This window comes from Sphingorhabdus sp. YGSMI21 (assembly GCF_002776575.1).
In the GTDB taxonomy this organism is placed as follows: domain Bacteria; phylum Pseudomonadota; class Alphaproteobacteria; order Sphingomonadales; family Sphingomonadaceae; genus Parasphingorhabdus.
Genome location: NZ_CP022548.1, coordinates 1,422,689 through 1,445,949, shown reverse-complemented (window position 1 = coordinate 1,445,949; position 23,261 = coordinate 1,422,689). Strand labels below are relative to the sequence as shown.

The window sequence follows — 23,261 nt, the reverse complement described above, 5'->3', positions numbered from 1 at the left end:
GTTGTGTCGCAGGCCCAGTCGATGATGTCGCTCCACCGGGCGGAGCCGTGCAAGGTCAAGAAAGACGGGGAGAAAGCACCTGCAGGTCAGTACCCACCTCGTCCTTTCTTGACCTTCTGGTTCACGCTTTTTTCCAGCAGTCGATCGGGCACTTGAGCACGATAGCTGCTGCCATACTGCCCCCTGAGACCAACGGGTTGCTTCTATGCGCATAGAGGGCCGAGGGTGCGACAAGGTGCGCATGGGCGTCGATGACCATTGCTGATTAATCTTTCGCTAATTACCGCTTTGACGGACAATATCTGTCGCTTCAGCTGATCAATTGGTCAAATCGGATAGACCAGATATCGTGGAAGTACGGAGGTATCGAGCTCAGCCCGCCGCGATAACAGCTTCAGTTCGCCATTCTTCCCTTGCCGCACACTATCGAGATACTGCCCCGCCGCCAACACCTGGGTGATCCCGCTGTCTTTAGGCGTCATGAACACCGAAAAGTTGGATCGCATTTCCAAAGCGGTTGCATCAACGCGATCATAACTGGTGAGTTGGACGAAATGGCGGGTACGATAATCCTGAAAGGTGCCCGCCCAGATGTCGTTCACGAAGGTGACGCGATCCTCGAGCCTGGCGCGGCAGTCGTCGTACATGAAGCCAAGGGCGAGTCCGTGCTCCGAATTTTCCGCCGAACGGCAGTAGTAGGCGGCAGCCTCCTCGTCCGCGTAGTTAGCAAGCCACCCCGGCATATCCTTGCTGTCGAGCGCGTGAGCATCGGCCAGCAGCAAGGCGTTTAGCGCCGCTTCGAGTGATGTATCTGTCTTCATCATACTGTCGCCCTTTCGAACCCCATGACCGAACGGTAATATTCCCAGCGTGGCAGATTGCCGCTCTCGTCATTCTGAAGAAATTCCGATTCCAGCTTCAAAGGGTCATGCACTCCCTTCTGGAAGATGGCCGACCCTGGTGTGTGATTTCCGATGTGGATGCGATGGAAGATCGAGGCATCTTCCATGCTTATCAGACCGCACGGGCCCAGCAGATTGGAACTTTGCCGCAAGCGGTGGCGAACCATCTCCTCGTCGTCATCCTGATGCGCGAAATAGGCGTAGTGAACCTCGACTGTCGCTGCATCGATCGGTGTGGCGAAGCGCAAATTGATGACATCAAGATGTTTCGTTGAAACAAAGGTGGGAAAGAGCGAGACGATCCGGGATCCGACCGCAGGATCCTGCCCCTTGAACTCGATCAGCGACTTGTCCTTGAGCACGGAAGGCCCGGTTGCCACAGAAAGTGCCGATTCGAAACAGATGTGGCCGCGTTTTGTTACCGCAAACTGGCGACCTTTGCCGCCTTGCCAGTTGAGCATCTTGAACGCCTGATGCAACAGCGGCGCATGATAGCCATCGTTATCGGTGTACGACTTCCAGTTCGAATCATAACGAACCTTCTGGTAGCCGAGCAGCTTGAGCCGCCCGTCGCCCGCAAGCAACTCGCGCAGGCAATTCTGCGAGTCACCTAGGTATTCAAGCAGCGACTCGGTTTGCGCCGAAAGCGTCACGAAGATCAGGCCAAAAAAAATGTCGAATCGAGGCTGGGCGAGCGGATAATCGGCCTTGTTGAAGCCGGGCAGAAATTCCCGTGGGTTGGGACAACCGACGAGGTCTCCCTTGGAATCGAACAACCAGCGGTGGTATGGACATTCGAATTCCGTCTTGTTGCCCATAACCGCCGTCTCGAGTTGATTGCCTCGGTGCGAGCAGGCGTTGTAGAACACCCGCACCACGCCTTCAACGTCGCGCCCGATAAGCAACGGTACGCCGGCCAAGCGGTAGGTCTTGAAATCACCCGGGTTGGGCAATTCGCTTTCATGGGCGACCGGGTGCCATTCCGTACCGTGAAAAATGCGTTTGACCTCTTCCGCATAAATGTCCTCGCGAACGAAGGCTTCTTTAGGAATTTCATTATAATTCTTTGGCCAGGATAGCTTTATTTCCGTCATCCGCTCTCTCCCATTTATCTCATTTTTCGGCCGCGAGTGCCTTGCCAAGTTCGGCCCACATTCTGCCCGACAGGCGTGCGCCCTCGAGGTACGGTTCCGGACAAAGATGGTATGGTGGCCGAACCGGGCCAGCATTCATCCACCCACCGGCATTCATGCGCGCCTTTTCTAGCGCGATGTTGTAGGTCGAGAATTCCTTGAAGCTGCCGTTCGGGAACAGCGGAGCTGCCGTCGGTCCGAGTCGCGCCTGGAAGGCGCGTGCCGCGTTCCAGTCACCGGTTTCGCGGGCTTTCAAAATATTGTCGCGAATCGTTGTGGTCACTAACGGGTCGCACACAGAGCCGCTGGACCAGAAAGCGTCGATCGAATCGTCCATGCGGGCCGCAGCGTAATAGTCGAAGTCGATCGGCAACAACTTGATCCGACCGCGAATAGCCGAAAGGTCCGCCAGCAGGTTGCCGATACCGATATATTTGGCGGTAACGACCTGCGGAATTTCAGCTACTTGTGCCCAGAACGGCCGCGGAAAATCAAACTTGAAAGCCTCCGGATTGGCGTAGATTGCAATGTTCATCTCCGGGACGGCTTCAGCGACGTCCTTGTAGAACTGGACAGCAACGTCAAGGCTGGGCGCGCACCACATCGGAATTCCCAGCATCGTGCCATCCGCGCCGAGTTCAAGCGCTTGCCGGGTCAATGCTACGGTGTCGCGGGTGTTGATGCAGGTGGTGCCGACGAATATCGGCACCCGGCCGGCCGCAGCATCGACCAGCGCCTTCATGAAATCGAGCTTTTCGTCGTGGGTCATGGTCGCCGCTTCGCCAAGCGTCCCCATACTGAGAATCCCGTTGATCCCCGCGTCTATCAGGCCGTTCACCACGCGCGCAGTTTCATCGAGATCGACCGTATTTGTCGCTCGCCAATCCGAGGCTTTATCCTTCGCCGGAGTGGGAATAATCGCCCAAGCGCCTTTGACGTCACCAGATTTCATAAGTGTACGTGTCATCTTCGTAGCTCTCCTAGAATTGAGTCCGGTGATTGCTGCCGCAGCGTCCAGACGTTTTACATTGTGTAATGCTTTTCCTTGCATGCCATAAAGCGCGAGTATAAACAAGACAGTCATTCGACCTTGCTTATCGTTGCATGAGTTCGAGAAGGAGGAGCAGACTGAACATGACTTTAGCCAGACGGTTCGAAAACCAAGTCGCGGTTGTGACAGGCGGAGCTCAGGGTATCGGGCTGGCCACGGCCCAGCGCATGGCTGAAGAAGGAGCGACCGTGATCGTCGCTGATCGAGCGGCTCAAGCCACGCAAGATGCGGTCGATCGCCTGCGGGAAAGTGGTGCCGATGTCCACGCCGCCATCGTCGACCTCGAGAGATGCGAAGGAGCGGTCGAACTGTATCGAACGGTGGCCGATCGTTTCGGCCGGATCGACGTTGCAGTCCACAACGTAGGCGGCACGATTTGGGCCAAACCTTACTGGGAATATACCCCGAACGAGATCGTGTCTGAAATCAACCGTTCGCTGTGGCCGACACTTTGGTGCTGCCACACGGTGGTGCCGTACATGCTCGCGGCCGGTCGCGGTTCAATCGTCAATATCGGTTCAGTGGCCACGCGCGGCGTGAACCGGGTTCCCTATGCCGCCGCCAAAGGCGGGGTTGCCGCACTGACCGCAGCCTTGTCGCTGGAACTGGAAGCCAGCGGCGTGCGCGTGAACTGCGTTGCGCCGGGCGGGGTCAACGTTACCCGGGTCACTCCGCGCGATCCTGCACCGATGAGCGAAACCGTCAAGGCTGGTTTTGTTGGGGTGATGGAGCAGACCATGCGCGACACCCCGATGGCCCGCTTCGGCGAACCCGAGGAACTGGCCGCAGCGATCTGCTTTTTTGCCTCTCGGGAGGCGTCGTATGTCACCGGGCAGACACTCTTCGTCGCGGGAGGTGGCATTGGATAAGACCGCTGCCGCGCCGCCCACGCGCTATCAGGCAGTCTGCTTGAGCAACTCGCGCAACGACACGTTCGCATCAGCAAGCCGATCCGCGCTGGCGCTCACCCGCCGTTCGACCAGCCGCTTGCCAATCCCCATATCGGGCGCGCGTTTGACTGTCAGGACACCGTCAATGGTATCGCCGGACAGAAAGAAAGCGACGAAAGCGTTGCTTTCGATATCGCCGCGAAGGACAACCTCGGCCTGCACCGGAATTTGTCCGCAGAACTGGATGTTCAGATCGAACTGGTCGCTCCAGTACCACATAGGCTTGCAGTAGTCGACTTCGTGACCAAGCATCGCCAATGCCGCAGCCTGGGCCTGGTCGGCTGCGTTCTGATAGGTTTCCTGCCGGAAGCGTCCGCCAAAAAAACCGTCCTGTTCGGCCACGTCACCGGCGGCAAATACCGCCGGATTGCTGGTCTGGCATCGACGGTCGACGACGATCCCATTGTTTACAGTCAACCCGGCATCGACCGCAAGCGAGGTTGCAGGAATGATCCCCACGCCAACGACGACGGCATCACAGGGGATGACGGTGCCGTCGTCGATCTCGACGGCGGATACGCCGCCGTCCGCGAACTTGAAACCCGTTACGCCCCGGTTGAAATGGGTCTTGACCCCGCGCTTGCGGTGCTCTTCGCCCAGCCATTGGCCGAAGCGCTTGCCCAGCGCCCGTTCCATCGGAGCCGCCATCGGTTCTACGGCAGTCACTTCGCAGCCCAGCTTGATCGCGCTGGCAGCCACTTCGGCTCCGATCACGCCCATGCCAACGATCACCACCCGTGCGCCCGGGCGAAGGTCGAGAGCCATTCTGGAGGCGTCGTCACGGGTGCGCAGATAATGGACGTTGGCGCAATCGGCTCCCGCCAAGTTCAGCTTGCGAGCGTGTCCGCCAGTCGCCAGCAGCACCTTGTCGGCGGCGACCATTCGCCCCCCGGACAGACGCACTCCGCCCGCAGTCAAATCGAGCGCTTCGGCACGGGTGTTGAGCAGCAGGTCGATCCGGTTGTCGGAGTACCAGTTCTCATCCTGCAGGAAAAAATTGTCCGGCACTTCGGCGGGATTCCACAGGAACTCCTTGGACAGCGGCGGGCGTTCGTAGGGCCGCCAAGGCTCCTCACCGATGAGGGTGACCCGGCCGTCAAATCCTGCCTGCCGCAGCGCTTCCGCCGCTCGCCCACCCGCGAGATTGGCCCCTACGATAGCAACTGAACGCATTTTACATCTCCCAAATTCCTGACCCCGTCCCGCCCTTGGTTCTGCCGCGCGAAAACCTCACTGTGTTGCAATTTATACAATGCATCGCAGAATAGTCAACGCCCCGACGGTCTAGTCGCAACCGTGCATTTTCTCAACCTTGTAAGAGAGCTGTCGACGCGTCAGCCCCAAGTCTCGGGCCGCTTGTGCAACATTGCCGCCAGCGGCTTCAACAGCAGCCCGCACCATGGCATCTTCTATGGTCGAGAGCGTTTCGCCATTCTGGCGAAGCAAGCCAACCAGCTGACAAATCGGGGACGGCTCTTCCTGCCTCGGCTCCGATTCGTCGATGCGGCCATCATGGGTCAGCGTCATGCCGCTTCGAATGCGCATTCTGTCAGACCCGATGAAAAGGTGGCGCAAATCGATAGCACCAGATTCGTCGGCCAGCAGCACAGCGCGCTCAACCATCCGCTCCAATTCCCTAACGTTACCAGGGTAATCGTGCATTAGCAGCGCGTTAATCGCTCGTGCCGTAAAGCCGTCAACGGTCCGCCCGTGACGCTTGGCATATTTGGCGCGGAAGTGTTCCATAAATCCCGGTATGTCCTCACGCCGCTCTCGCAGTGGCGGAACCCTTATAGGGAGTGTTGAAATGCGGAAGTACAAGTCGGCACGAAAGGTCCCTTCGTCCATAGCGGCCTCGAGATCGACGTTGGACGCCGCGATCAGGCGGACGTTTACCTGGATGGTCCTGGTGTCACCCACACGCTCGAACTCGCCTTCCTGGATGGCCCGCAGGACTTTGCTTTGTGCTAGGGGCGAGAGCATCGAAATCTCGTCGAGAAAGAGCGTACCGCCGTCGGCGAGTTCGAAACGTCCCGGCCGGTCTGCCCCGGCTCCAGTAAAAGCGCCCTTGGCCACGCCGAACAGTTCGGCTTCGATGAGGCCTTCTGGAATGGCCGCGCAATTGAGCGCGACGAACGGCGCATCATTGCGTAGGCTCAGCCGGTGCGCCAGCTTGGCAAACACCTCCTTGCCGACACCCGTCTCTCCAAGAAACAACAGGCTGGCATCCGTTCGTGCCGTGCGTTCGATCAGGTTGCGTACTGCGTTGAACCCTGCCGATACCCCTGCGACGAAATGTTTGTCTTGGTGCCTGGACACTGCCGGATCGAGTGGAACCGCATTCGTTTCGGCATCGTCCAGCCCCGGCCATTCCGCTTCCGGCTTGCCATGGAGCAGGCAGGCTGGATGGCCCATTCCTTGGCACTCGATCTCGCGCATTATTATGGGCTGGCCTGCGAATGTGCTCGCAAAACCGCTGGCAAAACCGGTTTGCAGCCAGCACACCGGATCGGTGTGGACGCCTTCGGTGGCGAGATGGATCCCGGCTTCAATAGAATCGTGTACCAGAAACCGGCCTTCAAAATGTCCGTTCTCGGTATCGGTCTCCAAAGTCTCGATTTCTGTCCAGCCGAACCCGGTCACTGCGTGGGCTTGTGGTCCGACCGCAAAGGCATCGAGGAAACTGCTGCCGGGCCGCAAATGTTTTGCTTCAACCGCGCAACGCGAGCCTTCTGCGAAGCCTAGTTCCCAGAACAGCCTACGCGCTTTGACAAGGCCCAGTTGAACGACCAGTTCGTTGCGCAACATGGTCAGTGCGGAATTGCTCAACAATACGCAGCGTTCGCTGTCACGCCAGATGCGTCCTTGCTCAGGCGAGAACCGCAGTCGGCTGGTAAGGTCGGTATAGGCCGGAAGATGTTTCATGCCGCACCATAACAAATATGTGAACCGAGCGCTATATTATCTCGCTAGAAATGACAAATATGTCAATCTGCAGAAAGGTCAATCAACGAGCTATTGGTTATAATGATGGAAACAGCCTGGTTTTCGAAACTGGCACATTTTGTGCATGGGAAAGCTGTAACTCAAGATAGGCTGACCGAAACCCAGCGGCAACGAGTGAGTGGAGAGAGCAATGACGGATGTTTCCGAACTGATCGATACGGCAACGGGTCGGCAATCGCGGACGATTTACTCGAGCGAGGAACTCTACAAGCAGGAGCTCGAACGCATTTTCGGTCGCTGCTGGCTTTTCCTCGTTCACACCAGCCAGATCCCCAAAGCCGGTGACTATTTCCGCACCTTCATGGGCGAGGATGATGTCATCGTCATTCGCCAGAAAGACGGATCAATCAAGGCGTTCCTCAACAGCTGCACCCACCGCGGGAACCGCATTTGCCGCGCCGACCGCGGCAATGCCAAGGCCTTTACCTGCAACTACCATGGCTGGTCGTTCGCGCCGGACGGGTCGCTCGCCGGGGTTCCGCTGGAAAACGAGGCCTATTTTGGCGAGCTGGATCGCAGCAAGCTGGGCCTGGTTCAAGTAACCCATGTTGCCGAATACAAGGGCCTCGTTTTCGGCTGCTTTGACCCCGACGCGCCCTCGCTCGAAGATTATCTGGGCGATGCGAAGTTCTTCCTCGACGTCTGGCTGGATGCGATGCCCGGCGGAACTTCGCTGCTCGGCGAAACCCAGAAGATGGAACTGGGCAGCAACTGGAAACTGCCGGTGGAGAACGTCTGCGGCGATGGCTATCATCTCGGCTGGGCGCATGCCGGGGCGATGACGGCGGTCCAGTCCATGGACCTGTCCGGCCTCAGCGTCGGCAATTCGAGTGCCAACCTCGAAGGCGGACTTTCCGTCGCCGGGATGAACGGCCACATGGCGCTGACCTCGCTCGACGGGGTTTCGGGCTACGCCTTTTACCCCGAACCGAAGACCATGCTGGACTATCTCGAGGCCAATCGCCCAACGGTTATCGAACGGCTGGGCAATCTGCGCGGTGAACAGCTCTGGGGTTCGCAAATCAACATCACGATCTTTCCCAATCTCCAGTTCCTGCCGGGCCTCAACTGGTTTCGGGTCTACCATCCCAAGGGTTCGGGCCGGATCGAGCAATGGACATGGGCGATGGTGGAAAACGACATGCCCGAAGAGATACAGGCGGCGATCCTGGACAATCAGTGCTTGACCTTCGGGCTTGCGGGCCTGTTTGACAATGACGATGGCGATAATCTTGCCGCCTGCACCGAACAGTCCCGTGGCTGGCGGACGGCACAAATGGACGTATTCACCAACATGGCTCTCAACCGTTCGGGACCACGCGAAGGCTTTCCCGGCGACATCGCCGCCGGATTGGTGAGCGAGCACAACCAGCGTTATTTCTACCGCCGATGGCAGGAGCACATGCAGGCTGACAGCTGGGCTCAGGTTCCTACCTACAACATCAACCCGCTAGCCGCTCGGGAGACAGTCGATGCCTGAGCTGAGCGTCGCTCCGGTGCCGTTCGAGAGTCTCATCGCGCTCACACAACGCCTGTATCACGAAGCGCGCCTGCTCGATGCCGAACGCTTCGAGGATTGGCTGGCGCTGTTATGCAACGATGTGACTTACCGGATGGAGCTCAAGCGGCGCCGCTTCCGGGCGGATCGGTCGCCCCCAGCGGCAATCGGCACGGGCGTTATTTTCAACGAGAACCTTGCCCGCCTTAAACTCAGGATAGATCGCCTGCGCTCCGGTTTTGTATGGGCCGAGGATCCGCCCAATTTCGTGCGGCGCGTGGTTTCGAACGTCGAAGTCGAGCCCGTAGATACCGAAAGCGAGGCGATCGTGCACTCGGTAATCGTCATTCACCGCAACCGCATCGACGGTCTCACGCGTGTGTTCACTGCCGGTCGCACTGATCGGTGGCGCAACGGGGCGAATGGCTGGAATCTGTTAGCGCGCAACATCACGCTTGACCATGCGGTGCTACCTGACAGCAACATCAACGTGTTTTTTTAACATGAAATTACTAGGAGAAAAATGATGCGAATTGAGCGGATCGGCCGGGAGCCGGAATTTTCACGTTACATGGATCTCAAGGAAGGCTGGCTCGATCGCCGGATCTTCAGCGACGCCGAGATCTACGAGGAAGAACTTTACCGCATCTTCGCGCGGTCTTGGCTGTTCGTTGCCCACGAAAGCCAGTTGCCCAAGGCTGGCGATTTTCTGACCACCCATATGGGCGAGGATGCAGTTATCGTCGCGCGCCAACCCGATGGCTCAATCAAGGTATTTCTCAACTCCTGTCCTCATCGCGGCAACAAGGTATGCTTTGCCGATGCCGGAAACACCCGCCGGTTTGTCTGCAATTATCACGGCTGGGCCTTTGATACCGGCGGTGAACTGAAAGGCATGCATGAGGAATATTGCTACGACGATAACGATATCGATCGACAGAAAAACGGCCTGAAGCAGGTTTCCAGGGTTGGCAGTTACAAGGGCCTTGTCTTTGCGACATTTGCCGATGATGGTCCCAGTCTCGATGCATGGTTGGGCGACTTTCGCTGGTACCTCGACATGTTGCTTGACAATGAGGATGGCGGCACTGAACTGATCGGCGGCTGTATCAAGTCAGTGATGAACGCCAACTGGAAGTTCGGTGTCGAGAACTTCGTCGGCGATGCGTATCATGCCGGCTGGACCCACGATTCCGGCTGCCGTTCGATGAACAACGGTGAGCCCTTCCCGCCTATCGACATGGAAAATTCATACCATGCTAGCGTTAACGGCCACGGATGGGAGTTCGGCACCGAAGGAGTCGGCGACCTCTTCCTTTTGGGCCGACCGAAAGTTCTCGAATACTATGAAAAGATCCGTCCCCAGATGGCGCAACGGCTGGGCGAGATGCGCTCCAAGATATTCGGATCGGTCGCCTCCGCCTCTATTTTCCCCAACGTGTCGTTCTTGCCTGGTATTTCCACCTTCCGGCAGTGGCAGCCCAAAGGTCCGATGGAGTTCGAGCTCAAGACCTGGGTGATCGTCAACAAAGCGATGCCCGATGATATCAAGGATGAGATCACCAAGGGGGTCATGCAGACATTCGGCCCCGGGGGCACGTTCGAGATGGACGATGGGGAAAACTGGAGCAACTGCACCACCGTCAACCGTGGGGTGGTTACCCGCCACGAACGCCTGCACTACCGCTGCGGCATATCACGCCAGATCGAGCACGATACCCTGCCGGGTATCGTCTACCGCGGCCAGTATAATGACGCCAACCAGCGCGGCTTTTACCAGCGGTGGCTGGACATGATGGAAAACGACAAACTGGGAGCAATGCCGAACCGCCCGGAACCGCGCCTGACCGGCGTTGGTGATACACGCGACCTCCCCGGCTTGTTCGCGCTCTGAAAAAGGATCAACCAATGACACAGACCGCTACAATGGAACGCCCGCAGATTGGCCATAGCGCCTCGCTCGAGCTGACGCATGCCTTGACCCAGACGGTCTATCGCGAAGCGCGCATGCTCGACGACGAGAAATATGTCGATTGGGTCAAGATGCTGGCCGACGACTTGCTTTACCACATGCCTGGCATCGAAACGCGCTATCGCCGCGACACGACGGACCAAGTCAACGATCTGACCCGGATGGCCTATTACAACGACAACCTGACCGAAATCAAGAAACGGCTTTCGCGGCTGGAAACCGGTACGGCCTGGTCCGAGGATCCAGCCACCCGATACACGCACATCATCACGAACGTCGAGGTAGAGTTGACTGAAAAGCCAGACGAACACCGCGTTTTTTCCAACTTCTATGCATATCGGAATCGCAATGAGCGTGAGGAAGATTCACTCATCGGCAGCCGTGTCGATATCTGGCGCGAAGCAGGAGATGCATATCAGTTGGTCAATCGGCGGATCGTACTCAAGCATAACGTTCTGCCCAGTAAAAACTTGAACATCTTCCTTTAGGCTTGCGGGGGCGTGAAATCCGAATGCAGTCGCAATTCGCGTCGCTACCCATGCTTTTTCCGTCGGAGGCATTCCTACGGGCGAACACTAATTTTAACCGGTCCCCGCAAGCCTGCGGACCGGTCGGATCGGAGACGAAAAATGGACGCACTTCGATATTATCTTGTGCCCGCGATGACCTTGACGGGTGTTGTTGGCTTTGTCCTTGGCGGCGAGTTTGTCTGGCTCGGCTTTGGCACCTTCCCTGTGCTGCTACTGCTCGACATTGCACTACCGAGTGACAGAAAAATGCGCGCGCGCGGCATTTCGTTCGCCGCCAATTTTGCGATCTATCTGCAGCTACCTCTGCTGATCGGGCTCTATCTGGCTTTCGCCAACTCGGTAAACTCCGGCACAGATCCGATTTTAGACGGTCAAGCGGCGGGTTGGCAGATTGCGGGATCAATCGCCAGCCTTGCTTGGCTTTCTGCGGTTCCGACCCTGCCCGTCGCACACGAGCTGATGCATCGTCGGCATTGGTTTCCGCGCGCTGTCGCAAAGGGGTTAAGCGCCTTCTATGGCGACCCCAATCGCGATATTGCGCACATTGTCACCCATCATGTCCACCTCGACACGGGCAAGGATAGCGACACGCCATTGCGAGGGCAGACGATCTACAGCTTCGTGCTTTCGGCGACGTGGGGCTCGTACAAGGACACTTGGGAAAAGCAGGCCGAGATCCTCTCACGTCTGGGTCATTCGAAGGGTAGCTGGCGCAATGCCATGTGGTTACAACTGGTGCTGGTTGGCGCAATCATCGCAGTGATGACCGTTCTCGCTGGCCCTATTGCCGGCCTGGTGACGGTCGCGGCGATGTTTTTTGCCAAGATGCTGGTCGAAGGCTTCAATTACTTTCAGCATTACGGCTTGCTGCGGATCGAGGGCGAGCCGATCGCCAAGCATCACGCCTGGAACCATCTTGGCATGATCGTGCGTCCGATCGGGGTGGAGATTACCAATCACATCAACCACCACCTCGACGGGCACACCCCTTTCTACGAGCTACAACCCGAGCCCGAGGCACCGCAGATGCCGTCATTGTTCTTGTGCTTCCTGTGCGGAATGGTCCCGCCGGTTTGGCACAGGTTCATTGCCCAGCCGCGCCTGAAAGATTGGGACCTGAGGTTTGCATCGCCCAGCGAGCGGAAACTGGCACGAGCGGCCAACGCGTTGGCAGGCTGGCCGCAGTGGCTCGACAGTCCACCTGCATGAAGATGAATCCCTCCGATCGTCTTCATGCCACCTGAGCGTCATCCCCTAAGGATGACGCTCACTTTTCTTTTCACCCTCAATCCAGCACAGTAGGTCGCCTTCATGTTCTCCTTCCTGAAAAAACCCGAGCTTAACAAGGTGACCTTGGCATCCGAAGCTCGGACGTTGCTGGTCGCCCGAGACAAGACCCTGCTCGAAGCAATGCTCGCCGAAGGACTGGCGATGCCTCACGATTGTAAAGTCGGCTCGTGTGGAACCTGCAAATTCAAGCTTGTGGACGGTAGGATACGCGAACTCAGTCCATCTGCATTGGCTCTGGAACGCGACGACCTGTCGGCCGGGTACAGGCTTGCTTGCCAAGCGTTACCACGGTCGGACCTGACTATTGCGCTCGACGCTCCCCTGTTGAGTCAGCAAACTGTCGAAAATTATTCCGCGACGATCGTCGCGTCCCCTCGGCTTTGTCCGGATATAATCAATCTCATTGTCGAGCTTGACCGGCCGCTTTCCTTTACCCCTGGCCAGTACGCCGATCTGAGCGCGCCCGGCATCGACGGTCCACGCAGCTATTCCTTCGCTTTCGCACCCAAGGCCGGGCCGGCCCGGCAGTTGCAGTTCCATGTCCGCCATGTTCCGGGAGGCACTTTCACCGACTGGCTGTTCGGAGGTGAGCGTATCGGAACGCAGTTGATGGTGTCAGCTCCCTATGGCGAGTTCCACCTCAAGACGAGCACCGCGCCAATGCTCTGCATCGCTGGAGGTAGCGGCCTCGCGCCGATCATGGCCATCTTGCAGGAAGCTCTTGCGAACGGCGCGAATCGGCCGGTTGTCCTGTTATATGGCGCAAGGAGCCAGGCACATCTTTATTGCCTCGATGGAATCGGCGAACTCAAAGCCGCCTGGAATGGGCCGTTCGAATTTAGACCGGTCCTGTCCGAAGAGGCTCCTGATAGCGCCTGGGATGGCGCACGTGGGCTGGTGACGCAGCAGATCGCCGGACTACTGGATAAGGCGCTATGCGAGGCCTATCTGTGCGGTCCGCCCGCGATGGTCGACCTCGCCGAAGAAGAGTTACTCAAAGCCGGCGTGTCTCGCGATACGATCTCTGCAGATCGTTTCCTCGATCGCAGCAGCGCGCGGTAACCGCAGAGACAAAATGGCCTTTGCGCCAAGCGCGGTCTTGCACCCAGGGCAACAATGCCAAGCCGGGCCCTAGACAGTGATACACCGCCGCCGAGTCAGTTATCGACCCGGATCATCTTGCCAACCATTTCCTGGATATCCACCTTTTCGGTGTTGTCGAGCAGAACTGCAACGCGGTTCAAGGTAGCAATAACCGACGTGTACTGACCATGCGCGTAAAAGGCGTCGATCGGATAGACGACTGTCTTGTCGACCGGCGCACGATGGTAGCTCAGCTGGCCGATCCCGTAAATTGCGAGCCCCCCGGCTTCGGCGTGAGCCATCATCCGTTCCGCACGATCTCTTGTGAGATTGCCGCCGAATTCGGCTAGTTGGGGAGGAGCGACGGCCGGCCCGAAGTGCGTCGGTTTCCACCGCGCGGCTCCAATGACTCCCGAAATGACGAGCAAGTCGGAAAATGGAAATTTCTCAGCCATGGCATCTCTCCTTTTGTCGTGTGCTTGATTCTAACGACCCTAGCTCTGTGCAGAGTGTTCACCCGTCCGGACGTTTGCCGATTCCGATACCGCCATCGCTCAAAAGCACCGTTCCGGTCATGTACGAAGAGTCCCGCCGCGAAGCCAAAAGGGCGTAGAGACCCGCATGATCAGCAGGTTCGGCGATCCGTCCAAGCGGGGTCATGCTGGAAATCAGATCGTCAAGCCCGGGCATCTGTTCCATCTTTGTCTCTGAAAAGCCACCGGTCTGGGTGCCGCTGAGCGGGGTCCGTGTCCCTCCAGGCGCAACGCCATTGACTCTGATGTCCGGTGCCAGTTCCCAAGCCAGCTGTTTTATCAGCCCGACCACAGCGTGTTTGGAAGCGACGTACAGAGTACCGCCGCCTCCAGTATAATAACTAGAGGTCGAGGCTGTGAAAATAATACTCCCCTTGACCTTCCTGAGTTCAGGGATAGCTGCGTGAGCACCAAGAAAATAGGCCTTCAGGTTGACATCGAAGATTTCGTCAAAGACCTTGCCTAGCTGTTCAGGCTCCTGCTGTTCGAGCGGGACCATGAAATCCCAGATGCCAACGTTTCCGACAAACACATCGAGCTTGCCGAAAGCCGCCACGGTTTCAGCCACTGCGCGGGCATTGTCTGCATAGGAACGAACGTCTCCTGTCACCGCAATGACGCTGTCGCCATGCCGCGCACGAACCAGCTCTGCCTGTTCGGCGTCCTTGACAAGCACGCCGACCTTGGCACCTTCTTCGACATAGCGCGCGACGATCGCCGCACCGATCCCGGTGGCGCCACCTGTCAGTAGCGCCACCTCCTCATCAAGCCTTTTAGACAATTTTCTCTCCTCATTCACCGATTGTCGTTCAGTTCAAAATTACTGATCGAACATGCCGGTGCGACCTTCTTGCAAATTGACCACGACCGATTTGGTCTGGGTGTAGTGGTTCAGCACTTCATGGCTGAATTCACGGCCGAACCCGCTCTGCTTGTAACCGCCAAGCGGCATGTTCGCCTTCAGGTTGTAGTAGCGGTTGATCCACACTGTGCCGGTTTCGAGCTTGCGGGCAATACGGTGCGCGCGCGCGAGGTCGCGAGTCCAGACACCACCGGCAAGCCCGTATGTCGTGTCGTTCGCCGCTTTCATCATATCTTCCTCGTCCTTCCAGCTGATCACGCTGGTGACCGGGCCAAAAATCTCTTCACGCGCAATACGCATCGAGTTGTTAACGTTGGTGAAGACCGTCGGGCTGATGAAGTGCCCATCGGCTAGATTGCCGTTACGGCTGCCGCCAGTCAGAACGGTGGCCCCTTCTTCAGTCGCCAGTTCGAGGTAGCTTACGACCTTGTCCATCTGCATCTGCGACGCTTGCGCGCCGAGCTGTGTGGCGAAGTCGAGCGGGTCGCCTTGGCGAATGCCTTCGAGTGCGACCTTGAACTTGGCGAGGAACTCCTCCTGAATCGCTTCATGCAGGAACAGTCGCGAACCGGCCAGGCAAACCTCGCCCTTGTTCAGGACAGTCGACATGGTGGCGCTTTCCACCGCAGCATCAATATCGGCATCAGCGCAGACGATGTGCGCGGACTTGCCGCCCAGTTCCAGCGTCTGCGGAATGATGTTGGTGGAAGCATATTGCATGATCCGGCGGGCGGTCGCCACCGAGCCGGTGAAGGCGACCTTCCGAACGTCCTCGTGGGTGACAAGCGCCTCACCGACGTCGGCACCATAACCGGTGACCACGTTGATCACGCCGGGGGGCAGAAGGTCGGCCATTTCCACGAAGAATTCGATTACCGAAAGGCAGACCGTCTCAGCAGGTTTAAGCACAACAGTGTTACCCGAAGCGAGGGCTGGCGCGATCTTGCAGGCCATCATCAGCATCGGCACGTTCCACGGGATAATCTGCGCGCACACGCCCAGCGGCTCGCGATGAACTATGCCGACAGCATCGGGATAATCAATGGTCTGGCCATGCAGGCCGTAAGCGGCCCCCGCGAACAGTTCGAACTGACCAATTGCCTGCGGCATGTCGAAATGCATCGATTCGCGGATCGGCTTGCCATTGTTTAGCGTCTCGAGCGTCGCATAATGCTGATGCCTCGCCTTGAGCCGGCGGGCGACCTCGATCAGGATTTCCTGTCGTTCGGCAGGCGAGCTTTCGGACCACTTGGGGAAGGCAGCCTTGGCAGCGGCCACTGCACGCTGTATATCTTTGGCGTTGCCAGCCTGGATCTTGGTCAGCACTGCCCCGGTGGCAGGGTTAATCAGGTCGATCGTCTTTCCGCTATCACTGGAAATCCATTCGCCGCCGATAAAGTGACCGTATTCGCCCTTGATTCCGTATTCGTTGGTACCACTTTTCAACTGTGTAGCCATTGCATCTCTCCTCAGACTTCATCAAATTTCGATCAAAAGATCGCTCACCGGAAACACTCTGCAAGCCAGGGCAAAGCCCGCTTCCCGTTCTGCCTCCGAAATCTTCGCCGTGCTCATCTTGCCGGTCTTGTAATCTCCGTCGATCACCCTGATCCGGCAAATTCCGCACCCTCCGCCCCGGCAACCAACGCCGATATCGCTCGATCCGCATCGTTCCATGGCGAGCAAGACACGCTCGCCCTCACCACAATTGAATTCCGCGCCGCCGACGATCCGGATCCGGTGTGATCCAGCTGTCACGCTATTCCTTCCCAGCTGCCTTTGCAGCCGCTTTCGCCGCAAAGGACTGTCCCCCGACCGCGAAGTGGCCGCTCGGCATCTCGCGCAAGATAATGCGAACGGATTCACGCGGCGCCCCAATCGAAGTGATGGCAGCATCGGTCAGGGCTTGGATCAGCCGTTCTTTGTCGTCCGTCGATCTTCCCTCGAGCATGTTGACCTCAATGATTGGCATTTACGCCTCCACCTGGAACATTACGGCACCAAGCCCCTGGATACTTGTGCGGACGGTTTGACCGGGCGCGAGATTGGGAGCGGCGGTGATGCCACCTGCCATGACGATGTCGCCTGCTGAGATTTCTTCTCCGCCTTCAGCGACAAGTCGCGCTGCGGCGACCAACGACCGCAAGGGATGGCCGAGAATAGCTGCAGTCGAACCGACCTCGATCACATGGCCGTCGATTTCGAGAACAACCCCGAGGTTCGAGAAATCCTTGGCCGGATCGTTCCATTGTCCGATCACAAGGCCAGAGGACGAGGTGTTGTCAGCAATAACATCAGACAAAGCGAACTTGAAGTTCTCATACCGGCTATCAATGATCTCCATTGCCGGAGCAATCGCTTCGACCGCCGCCAGCGCCTCCATCGCTGTGACCTTTCCGGAAAGCGGTGCCTTCATAAGAAAAGCCACTTCCGGTTCAACCCGTGGGTGAACGAAACGTGCGCGAGACATCGACGCGCCTTCCTCGATCAGCATCGCGTCGGTCAGGCGTCCCCAGGCCACCTCGTCGACCCCGACCTGCAGCATCTTGGCCCGGCTCGTCAGACCCATTTTGACTCCGATTCGGCGTTCACCGCGGCTGAGGCGACGATCGACCGAAAGCTTCTGCACCAGATAGGCATCCGCCACGCTCAGATCGGGGTCGGTATGCGTGAGCTGTGGCGTTGCGCGCGCATGAAGCGCCGCGCTGTCCAGAATTTCCGCGTAACGTTCAATCTTGTCCATTGCCATCGCCTATGCTGCCCGCGCGGAAACGAGATCGAGCGCAACATCGACGATCATGTCTTCCTGCCCGCCAACCATACGCCGTTTACCCAGTTCGATCAGTATTTCGCGGGTGTCGAGGCCGTATTGTTCGGCGGCCTTTTCCGCGTGACGAAGGAAGCTTGAATAGACACCGGCATAACCCAGGCTCAGAGTCTCGCGGTCGACCCGCACCGGGCGATCCTGAAGTGGACGGACCAGATCTTCTGCTGCGTCCATCAGCGCCATCACGTCGCATCCATGGTTCCAGCCCTTTCGGTCGGCCGCAGCAACGAACACTTCGAGCGGGGCGTTGCCCGCCCCTGCCCCCATGCCTGCAAGGCTGGCATCGATCCGTACGGCGCCTTCCTGAGCGGCAACGATCGAATTCGCGACACCGAGCGACAAATTGTGGTGGGCATGCATGCCGCGCTGGGTTTCCGGCTTGAGCACGCGGTCGTAGGCCCGCAGCCGCTCGCGCACACCATCCATGTCCAGCGCGCCGCCGCTGTCGGTCACATAAACGCAGTGCGCGCCGTAGCTTTCCATCAGCAAGGCCTGCTGGGCCAGCGCCTCGGCGTCGATCATGTGGCTCATCATCAGAAAGCCCGATACATCCATACCGAGATCGCGGGCGATACCGATATGCTGCTTGGCAACGTCTGCCTCGGTGCAATGGGTCGCGACCCGCACCGAGCGAACACCCAATGCGTAAGCACGGCGAAGCTCTTCGACAGTGCCGATGCCAGGCACCAGCAGCGTGGTCAGCACCGCCCGTTTGATCACGTCGGCTGCCGCCTCGATCCATTCCCAATCGGTGTGAGAGCCAAAGCCATAATTGAATGACGTGCCGTTGAGGCCATCGCCGTGCGACACTTCGATGGCGTCGACACCGGCATCGTCCAGGGCTTTGGCGATCGTGCGGACGCTGTCTGTGCCGTACATGTGAAGAATCGCGTGCATCCCATCACGCAGGGTAACATCCTGGATGTAGAGCTTGTCGGTTTTGGGATTGAAGGTCATGCTGCCACCTTTGCCAGGTTTTGCTGCGCGAGCCGCTCGCCGGCCGCCTTGGCCGCGGCGGTCATAATGTCGAGATTGCCGGAATATTTGGGCAGGTAATCGCCTGCTCCCTCTACTTCGAGGAAAACGCTGGTCTTGAGACCAACGAATTCGCCATAGCCGGGAATTTTCAGCGGATGGTTGGAGCCGAACCGTTCGAACTGCACCTCCTGCTTGAGGCGATAGCCGGGGACATAGGACTGGACGGTCTGCACCATGTCCTGCACCGACTGGCGGATCCTGTCCTCGTCAACCTGGTCGGTCAGCGTGAAGATCGTGTCGCGCATGATCATCGGCGGCTCAGCCGGATTAAGGATGATAATAGCGCGTCCGCGGCGCGCACCGCCGACGACCTCGATCGCCTTGGCCGTGGTGCGGGTGAATTCGTCGATATTGGCGCGAGTACCCGGCCCCGCCGAACGCGATGATACCGATGCGACTATTTCAGCGTAATGGACAGGGCTCACGCGCGAAACCGCGGCGACGATCGGGATGGTTGCCTGCCCTCCGCAGGTGACCATGTTCACGTTGCGGACCTTACTGTCGAGCACATTTCCGACCGGGGGCACAAAAAATGGCCCCAAGGCAGCAGGCGTCAGGTCAACGACCAGCTTGCCGTCCCGCTGCAGCGCGGCATCATGCGCCTTGTGGGCGTAAGCCGAGGTCGCATCAAAGACGATTCCGATCTCCGAATAGGCCGGAAGCTTGCGCAGCCCCTCAATTCCCTCGTGGGTGGTCGTCACCCCGCGTTCGCGGGCCATCGCCAGTCCCTCGGATGCCGGATCAATGCCGACTACTACGGCGAGTTCGAGCACGTCCGAACCCTTGAGCAATTTGATCATCAGGTCAGTGCCGATATTGCCTGAGCCGATAATCGCACATTTCATTTTAGCCATAGGTTTGTCTTTCATCCAATCTTCAGTTGCCGTCGGCGGCGAATTCTGCGCGAACTGTTCCAACTCCGTTGATTCTTGCCTCGACAACCTCACCGCGGTTCACGCCGGCCATCGGACCGAGCGCACCCGACAGGATCACGTCGCCTTCAAGCAACGGCCGACCGACACGCGCCATCACCTGCGCCAACCACAAGGACGCGGTGATCGGGCTGCCCAGGCAGGCGATCCCGGCGCCGACCGAAATGGGTTCGCCCTTGATCTCCATCACCATACCGCATTCGCGCAGGTCTAGCCCGTCAAGCTTGCGCGGAACGGCACCCAGCACGAACAGTCCGCTGGAGGCATTATCAGCTACGGTATCCCAAATACGAATGTCCCAGTTGGCCACCCGGCTGTCGACGATCTCGATCGCCGGCACGACATATTCCACCGCGCAGATCATTTCGGCGGTAGTCAGGTCCGGATGCGGTAGGTCGCGGCCGATGACAATCGCGATCTCGGCCTCGACCTTGGGCTGAATCACCTGATCAAGCGAGATCGGCATGCCTTCGGGCACGTCCATATCGGCAAACAGCATGCCGTAATCGGGCTGGTCGACACCAAGCTGCCGCTGGACCGCGAGCGAGGTGAGGCCGATCTTGCGGCCTACCAGTCTTCGTCCGCTGTCGACATAGTGCCGGGTATTGACCTCCTGCACGGCATAGGCCGCATCCACGCCGCCCGCCGATATGAGATCGCGAACCGGCGCCACGGGTTTTCCGCTTATCGCGGCACCGCGCAATTGTTCGGCGGCTTGTTGAATGACCTTAGGGTCGATGTTGGTTTCTGTAGTCATGGTTTCAGAGTTTCACGCAGATGTTTTCAGTTTCAGTGTAGAATTCGAGGCTGTGAACACCGCCCTCCCGCCCAATGCCGGAATGGCCTGATCCGCCGAATGCGGTGCGCAAATCGCGCAGGAACCAGCAATTGACCCAGCACACACCCACTTGCATCGCCGCCGCCACCCGGTGCGCGCGCGAGATATTTTCGGTCCATACGGTCGCGCACAGTCCGTAGTCGGTGTCATTGGCCAGCGCGATGACCTCGTCTTCGCTGTCGAAGAGGATCAGGCCGCAGCATGGACCGAAGATTTCCTCGCGCATCACCGTGCTGTCATGAGCTAGGCCGGTCCACAGCGTTGGCTCCACGTAGAAGCCGCCCGCCTGATCGCCATCGACTTCCGGAACGCCGCCGCCAGTGACAACCGTCGCCCCTTCTTCCACCGCCTTCGCGTAATAGCCGAGTACCTTTTCGCGGTGCTCTGCGCTGCTCAGCGGCCCAAGGTAGGCCGGATCGTCTATGGCACCGGGCTTGAATGCCTGCGCCGCTAGCGTCATCCGCCGGACGAATTCATCAAACAGCGGTCGCTCGACATAGACGCGCTCAGTGCCGAGGCAGACCTGCCCGGTGTTGAGGAAGACCGAGCGCGAGAGGCCCTCGATCGCCTTGTCGAGATCAGCGTCGGCGAAGACGATCGCCGCGTTCTTGCCGCCGAGCTCGAAAGACACGTCGCGAACCCCGATCGCAGCCTTCTGCATGATCGCCTGGCCAGTCCCGGTCTCTCCGGTAAAGGTTATGGCGTCCACATCCTTGTTGGTGGTCAGATATTCCCCGGCCGAGCCCGCGCCGAAACCATGCACTACGTTGTAGACGCCCTCTGGCACCCCCACCTTATTCATGACTTCGCCAAGAAGAGCCGCCGTACGTGGGGTTTCCTCCGACGGCTTGATCACGACGGTGTTGCCGCAGGCCAGCGCAGGTCCGACCTTCCAGGTCATCAGCAGGAGAGGGAAATTCCACGGGCATATCACCGCAATCACGCCCTTGGGCTTGCGCACCGCGTAATTGATTGCCCGCCCGCCATCGGGCGTTGGCGTCGTGAAAGATTCGTTCGGCATCGTCGCAATAACATCGGCGAACATCCGAAAATTTGCTGCGCCGCGCGGAATATCGATATGCGAAGCCAGGTGGCGGGGCTTGCCAGTGTCGGCGACCTCCGCCTCAAGAAAATCCCCCGAACGGCGGTCGATCTCGTCGGCTACCGCAACGATCAACTTGACCCTTTCGGCCGTTGTCATTTTGCCCCACGGCCCGTCAAGCGCTGCCCTGGCCGCTGCCACTGCGTCGGCCACATCGGCTTCACTCGCCTCATGGACGGTACCGATCGTTTGTCCGGTTGCTGGGTTGACGTTGGCAAAGGCCTTGCCCTGGCTGCCCTTGCGAAAGGAACCCCCAATGAAATTGAGAATGGTGTCGGTAACCGGTCGAGACGTTTTGCTAGTCATTTGATTACTATTGTTCCAATGAATGGGGGCACCAGGCGTTTAATGTTGCGCCCCGCCGATTGCGGAGAGGCCGGCGTTGGAGCAGGCAATGTCGATTTCTTCGGACCCACCCGATACGCCGATCGCGCCAACGAATTCGCCGTCAATTACGATCGGCAATCCTCCGCCAAACATCACAATTCCCGTTCGTGCGGTTAGCCCGGTGCTCAACGCTGGATTGCCCGAAACCATCTTGTACACTTCAGGCGTCGGAACTCGGAAGCTGGCGGCGGTATAAGCCTTGTCCTGGGCAATTTGCGATGAGGGGAAGGGTGTGCCGCTCGCGCGAAGCAAAGCCACCAACTCGCCGCCTGCCCCGATGACTGCTGCAGCAACCGGGCAACCGGTTTCGTCGCCCTTGGCGAGAGCGGCCGAAACCGCTTGCGCAGCCAAGCCATGTCCGATTGTCCTGATTGTCACTAAACCGTCCATTTTCAGGTGTTTACCGTCATGAAGCGGTCAGTCAGCACCTTTTCATAATAGAAAATCGCCTTGCCCGCATTCTCCGCCTGCCACATGCGGCGCGGGTTGTCAGGGTAGTAGGAATAGCCGCCGCTGAACGTTTCGTTGCGGTTGCCCGATGGATCAAAGAAGTAAATCGTCTGGCCGCGAGTGATCCCGTGGCGCGTCGGGCCGATGTCGAGCGAAATATCGTAGCGACTGATAATGTCAGCCGCGTGCCCAACATCGTGCCAGGATTCGAGGTTGAATGAAGTGTGGTGGATCCGACCGTCTTCCGGATAGCCCAGAAAGGCGACATCATGGGCCTTGTTGCTGCATGAAAGGAAGATGCCGAGACGTGCCCCCGTACTTTCGTCGACCAGTTCCTCGGTGACCGAGAAGTCCAGAGCTTCGACGAAAATCTTGGCGCTCGCGGAGATATCCACGCCGTTTAGCGCACAGTGATCGAAACGCGTCGCGCGCATGCCGCGCGGTTCGGCTATCCAGACATCAGGATTACGGACCGCCGGCCCGGTTTCGGACAGCTCCATTTCAGCGTATAGGTCAAACACATGCGCGGTTGGGGTATTGAAGCGGATCTTACGTCCGACACCGGGATCTTCACCGGCGGAAATGACGTCTACATGCACACCGCAGTCGAGCAGGCGTTCAGCGAAGTGATCAAGATCGGAGTCTTTCGCAACCTTGAAACCCATTCGGTCGAGTCCGGCCGTATCTGCCTCGCGCAAAATGATACTGTGTCGGTCGAATTCGTCAAAAGCCTGGAAGAAGGCCCGACCGCCCTCGACGCTGACGAGATTGAGACCAATCCGGTCGCGGTAATGTTTGATGGCCTCGTCGAGGTCAAGAACCCGCAGTTGCACGTATCCAGGACGAATTACTCCAGTTACAGCCATTTCATCTCTCC

The 23,261-nt window shown here is 58.4% G+C and carries 24 protein-coding genes; 7 read left to right on the top strand and 17 right to left on the bottom strand.

The features are described from left to right. Positions 1-326 precede the first annotated feature (326 nt). Genes CHN51_RS07080 through CHN51_RS07070 form a run of 3 tightly spaced genes read right to left on the bottom strand, consistent with a single transcriptional unit; the run spans position 327 to position 3,002 of the window. Entirely contained in the window at positions 327-824 is a 498-nt protein-coding gene (locus CHN51_RS07080) for an aromatic-ring-hydroxylating dioxygenase subunit beta (RefSeq protein ID WP_240616894.1), read from the bottom strand. Beyond that, positions 821-1,996, bottom strand: coding sequence for an aromatic ring-hydroxylating dioxygenase subunit alpha (locus CHN51_RS07075; protein ID WP_100093395.1), 1,176 nt, complete (start codon positions 1,994-1,996; stop codon positions 821-823). The genes CHN51_RS07080 and CHN51_RS07075 overlap by 4 nt, the downstream gene beginning before the upstream one ends. 19 nt (positions 1,997-2,015) lie before the next feature. Beyond that, a complete protein-coding gene (locus CHN51_RS07070; protein ID WP_100093394.1) occupies positions 2,016-3,002 on the bottom strand; it encodes a dihydrodipicolinate synthase family protein in 987 nt (328 codons plus the stop codon). Positions 3,003-3,169: 167 nt separating this feature from the next. Between CHN51_RS07070 and CHN51_RS07065 the strand changes: the two genes are divergently transcribed. Next, positions 3,170-3,955, top strand: coding sequence for a 1,6-dihydroxycyclohexa-2,4-diene-1-carboxylate dehydrogenase (locus tag CHN51_RS07065; protein WP_100093393.1), 786 nt, complete (start codon positions 3,170-3,172; stop codon positions 3,953-3,955). A gap of 27 nt (positions 3,956-3,982) precedes the next feature. Here the strand turns inward: CHN51_RS07065 and CHN51_RS07060 are convergent, their stop codons facing one another. Further along, positions 3,983-5,209, bottom strand: a complete 1,227-nt coding sequence (locus tag CHN51_RS07060; RefSeq protein WP_100093392.1) for an FAD-dependent oxidoreductase — start codon at positions 5,207-5,209, stop codon at positions 3,983-3,985. A 111-nt stretch (positions 5,210-5,320) separates the two neighbouring features. After that, entirely contained in the window at positions 5,321-6,961 is a 1,641-nt protein-coding gene (locus tag CHN51_RS07055; RefSeq protein ID WP_100093391.1) for a sigma-54-dependent Fis family transcriptional regulator, read from the bottom strand. A gap of 211 nt (positions 6,962-7,172) precedes the next feature. Here CHN51_RS07055 and CHN51_RS07050 point away from each other — a divergent pair, with 211 nt between their 5' ends. The 6 genes from CHN51_RS07050 (at position 7,173) to CHN51_RS07025 (ending at position 13,394) form a co-directional block, all read left to right on the top strand. Next, positions 7,173-8,522: an aromatic ring-hydroxylating dioxygenase subunit alpha gene (locus CHN51_RS07050; RefSeq protein ID WP_100093390.1), complete on the top strand. Its 1,350-nt coding sequence runs from the start codon at positions 7,173-7,175 to the stop codon at positions 8,520-8,522. Next, positions 8,515-9,042 carry an aromatic-ring-hydroxylating dioxygenase subunit beta gene (locus CHN51_RS07045; RefSeq protein WP_100093389.1) on the top strand — a complete coding sequence of 176 codons (528 nt, stop codon included), beginning with the start codon at positions 8,515-8,517 and terminating at the stop codon, positions 9,040-9,042. The genes CHN51_RS07050 and CHN51_RS07045 overlap by 8 nt, the downstream gene beginning before the upstream one ends. Positions 9,043-9,111: 69 nt before the next feature. After that, positions 9,112-10,434 (top strand): aromatic ring-hydroxylating dioxygenase subunit alpha, encoded by a 1,323-nt coding sequence (locus tag CHN51_RS07040; protein ID WP_240616893.1) that lies wholly within the window; start codon positions 9,112-9,114, stop codon positions 10,432-10,434. 14 nt (positions 10,435-10,448) lie between these two features. Further along, a complete protein-coding gene (locus tag CHN51_RS07035; protein ID WP_100093387.1) occupies positions 10,449-11,000 on the top strand; it encodes a 3-phenylpropionate/cinnamic acid dioxygenase subunit beta in 552 nt (183 codons plus the stop codon). Positions 11,001-11,141: 141 nt separating this feature from the next. After that, positions 11,142-12,251 carry an alkane 1-monooxygenase gene (locus tag CHN51_RS07030; RefSeq protein ID WP_100093386.1) on the top strand — a complete coding sequence of 370 codons (1,110 nt, stop codon included), beginning with the start codon at positions 11,142-11,144 and terminating at the stop codon, positions 12,249-12,251. Positions 12,252-12,353: 102 nt separating this feature from the next. Next, entirely contained in the window at positions 12,354-13,394 is a 1,041-nt protein-coding gene (locus CHN51_RS07025; RefSeq protein WP_100093385.1) for a 2Fe-2S iron-sulfur cluster binding domain-containing protein, read from the top strand. A gap of 95 nt (positions 13,395-13,489) precedes the next feature. Here CHN51_RS07025 and CHN51_RS07020 read toward each other — a convergent pair whose 3' ends face one another. From CHN51_RS07020 to CHN51_RS06965, 12 genes are read right to left on the bottom strand one after another with little or no spacing between them, the layout of a single operon-like run. After that, entirely contained in the window at positions 13,490-13,870 is a 381-nt protein-coding gene (locus CHN51_RS07020) for a hypothetical protein (protein WP_100093384.1), read from the bottom strand. 58 nt (positions 13,871-13,928) lie between these two features. Beyond that, complete coding sequence (gene hcaB / locus CHN51_RS07015; RefSeq protein ID WP_100093383.1) at positions 13,929-14,729, bottom strand: 3-(cis-5,6-dihydroxycyclohexa-1,3-dien-1-yl)propanoate dehydrogenase; 801 nt, start codon at positions 14,727-14,729, stop codon at positions 13,929-13,931. Positions 14,730-14,768: 39 nt separating this feature from the next. Continuing rightward, positions 14,769-16,268: an aldehyde dehydrogenase family protein gene (locus CHN51_RS07010; protein ID WP_100093382.1), complete on the bottom strand. Its 1,500-nt coding sequence runs from the start codon at positions 16,266-16,268 to the stop codon at positions 14,769-14,771. A gap of 21 nt (positions 16,269-16,289) precedes the next feature. Beyond that, the gene (locus CHN51_RS07005; protein ID WP_240616892.1) at positions 16,290-16,568 is read right to left on the bottom strand and encodes a 2Fe-2S iron-sulfur cluster-binding protein; all 279 of its coding nucleotides are present in this window, start codon (positions 16,566-16,568) and stop codon (positions 16,290-16,292) included. 1 nt (position 16,569) lies between these two features. Beyond that, complete coding sequence (locus CHN51_RS07000) at positions 16,570-16,782, bottom strand: 2-hydroxymuconate tautomerase (RefSeq protein ID WP_100093380.1); 213 nt, start codon at positions 16,780-16,782, stop codon at positions 16,570-16,572. Then, positions 16,783-17,553: a fumarylacetoacetate hydrolase family protein gene (locus tag CHN51_RS06995; RefSeq protein ID WP_100093379.1), complete on the bottom strand. Its 771-nt coding sequence runs from the start codon at positions 17,551-17,553 to the stop codon at positions 16,783-16,785. A gap of 9 nt (positions 17,554-17,562) precedes the next feature. Beyond that, the gene (gene dmpG / locus CHN51_RS06990; RefSeq protein WP_100093378.1) at positions 17,563-18,594 is read right to left on the bottom strand and encodes a 4-hydroxy-2-oxovalerate aldolase; all 1,032 of its coding nucleotides are present in this window, start codon (positions 18,592-18,594) and stop codon (positions 17,563-17,565) included. Further along, complete coding sequence (locus tag CHN51_RS06985; RefSeq protein WP_100095466.1) at positions 18,591-19,529, bottom strand: acetaldehyde dehydrogenase (acetylating); 939 nt, start codon at positions 19,527-19,529, stop codon at positions 18,591-18,593. Before CHN51_RS06985 ends, dmpG begins: the two co-directional genes overlap by 4 nt. Positions 19,530-19,551: 22 nt before the next feature. Then, positions 19,552-20,364, bottom strand: a complete 813-nt coding sequence (locus tag CHN51_RS06980; protein ID WP_100093377.1) for a fumarylacetoacetate hydrolase family protein — start codon at positions 20,362-20,364, stop codon at positions 19,552-19,554. A 4-nt stretch (positions 20,365-20,368) separates the two neighbouring features. Beyond that, the gene (locus CHN51_RS06975) at positions 20,369-21,853 is read right to left on the bottom strand and encodes a 2-hydroxymuconic semialdehyde dehydrogenase (protein ID WP_100093376.1); all 1,485 of its coding nucleotides are present in this window, start codon (positions 21,851-21,853) and stop codon (positions 20,369-20,371) included. A 39-nt stretch (positions 21,854-21,892) separates the two neighbouring features. Continuing rightward, positions 21,893-22,312: a heme-binding protein gene (locus tag CHN51_RS06970; protein ID WP_240616891.1), complete on the bottom strand. Its 420-nt coding sequence runs from the start codon at positions 22,310-22,312 to the stop codon at positions 21,893-21,895. 14 nt (positions 22,313-22,326) lie between these two features. Continuing rightward, positions 22,327-23,250 (bottom strand): catechol 2,3-dioxygenase, encoded by a 924-nt coding sequence (locus tag CHN51_RS06965; RefSeq protein WP_100093374.1) that lies wholly within the window; start codon positions 23,248-23,250, stop codon positions 22,327-22,329. Between the last annotated feature and the right edge of the window lie 11 nt (positions 23,251-23,261).

Bases quoted from the DNA above. Each gene is read 5' to 3' on its own strand.
- CHN51_RS07080 (WP_240616894.1), bottom strand. From the start codon at position 824: ATGATGAAGACAGATACATCACTCGAAGCGGCGCTAAACGCCTTGCTG.
- CHN51_RS07075 (WP_100093395.1), bottom strand. From the start codon at position 1,996: ATGACGGAAATAAAGCTATCCTGGCCAAAGAATTATAATGAAATTCCT.
- CHN51_RS07070 (WP_100093394.1), bottom strand. From the start codon at position 3,002: ATGACACGTACACTTATGAAATCTGGTGACGTCAAAGGCGCTTGGGCG.
- CHN51_RS07065 (WP_100093393.1), top strand. From the start codon at position 3,170: ATGACTTTAGCCAGACGGTTCGAAAACCAAGTCGCGGTTGTGACAGGC.
- CHN51_RS07060 (WP_100093392.1), bottom strand. From the start codon at position 5,209: ATGCGTTCAGTTGCTATCGTAGGGGCCAATCTCGCGGGTGGGCGAGCG.
- CHN51_RS07055 (WP_100093391.1), bottom strand. From the start codon at position 6,961: ATGAAACATCTTCCGGCCTATACCGACCTTACCAGCCGACTGCGGTTC.
- CHN51_RS07050 (WP_100093390.1), top strand. From the start codon at position 7,173: ATGACGGATGTTTCCGAACTGATCGATACGGCAACGGGTCGGCAATCG.
- CHN51_RS07045 (WP_100093389.1), top strand. From the start codon at position 8,515: ATGCCTGAGCTGAGCGTCGCTCCGGTGCCGTTCGAGAGTCTCATCGCG.
- CHN51_RS07040 (WP_240616893.1), top strand. From the start codon at position 9,112: ATGGATCTCAAGGAAGGCTGGCTCGATCGCCGGATCTTCAGCGACGCC.
- CHN51_RS07035 (WP_100093387.1), top strand. From the start codon at position 10,449: ATGACACAGACCGCTACAATGGAACGCCCGCAGATTGGCCATAGCGCC.
- CHN51_RS07030 (WP_100093386.1), top strand. From the start codon at position 11,142: ATGGACGCACTTCGATATTATCTTGTGCCCGCGATGACCTTGACGGGT.
- CHN51_RS07025 (WP_100093385.1), top strand. From the start codon at position 12,354: ATGTTCTCCTTCCTGAAAAAACCCGAGCTTAACAAGGTGACCTTGGCA.
- CHN51_RS07020 (WP_100093384.1), bottom strand. From the start codon at position 13,870: ATGGCTGAGAAATTTCCATTTTCCGACTTGCTCGTCATTTCGGGAGTC.
- CHN51_RS07010 (WP_100093382.1), bottom strand. From the start codon at position 16,268: ATGGCTACACAGTTGAAAAGTGGTACCAACGAATACGGAATCAAGGGC.
- CHN51_RS07000 (WP_100093380.1), bottom strand. From the start codon at position 16,782: ATGCCAATCATTGAGGTCAACATGCTCGAGGGAAGATCGACGGACGAC.
- CHN51_RS06995 (WP_100093379.1), bottom strand. From the start codon at position 17,553: ATGGACAAGATTGAACGTTACGCGGAAATTCTGGACAGCGCGGCGCTT.
- dmpG (WP_100093378.1), bottom strand. From the start codon at position 18,594: ATGACCTTCAATCCCAAAACCGACAAGCTCTACATCCAGGATGTTACC.
- CHN51_RS06985 (WP_100095466.1), bottom strand. From the start codon at position 19,529: ATGGCTAAAATGAAATGTGCGATTATCGGCTCAGGCAATATCGGCACT.
- CHN51_RS06980 (WP_100093377.1), bottom strand. From the start codon at position 20,364: ATGACTACAGAAACCAACATCGACCCTAAGGTCATTCAACAAGCCGCC.
- CHN51_RS06975 (WP_100093376.1), bottom strand. From the start codon at position 21,853: ATGACTAGCAAAACGTCTCGACCGGTTACCGACACCATTCTCAATTTC.
- CHN51_RS06965 (WP_100093374.1), bottom strand. From the start codon at position 23,250: ATGGCTGTAACTGGAGTAATTCGTCCTGGATACGTGCAACTGCGGGTT.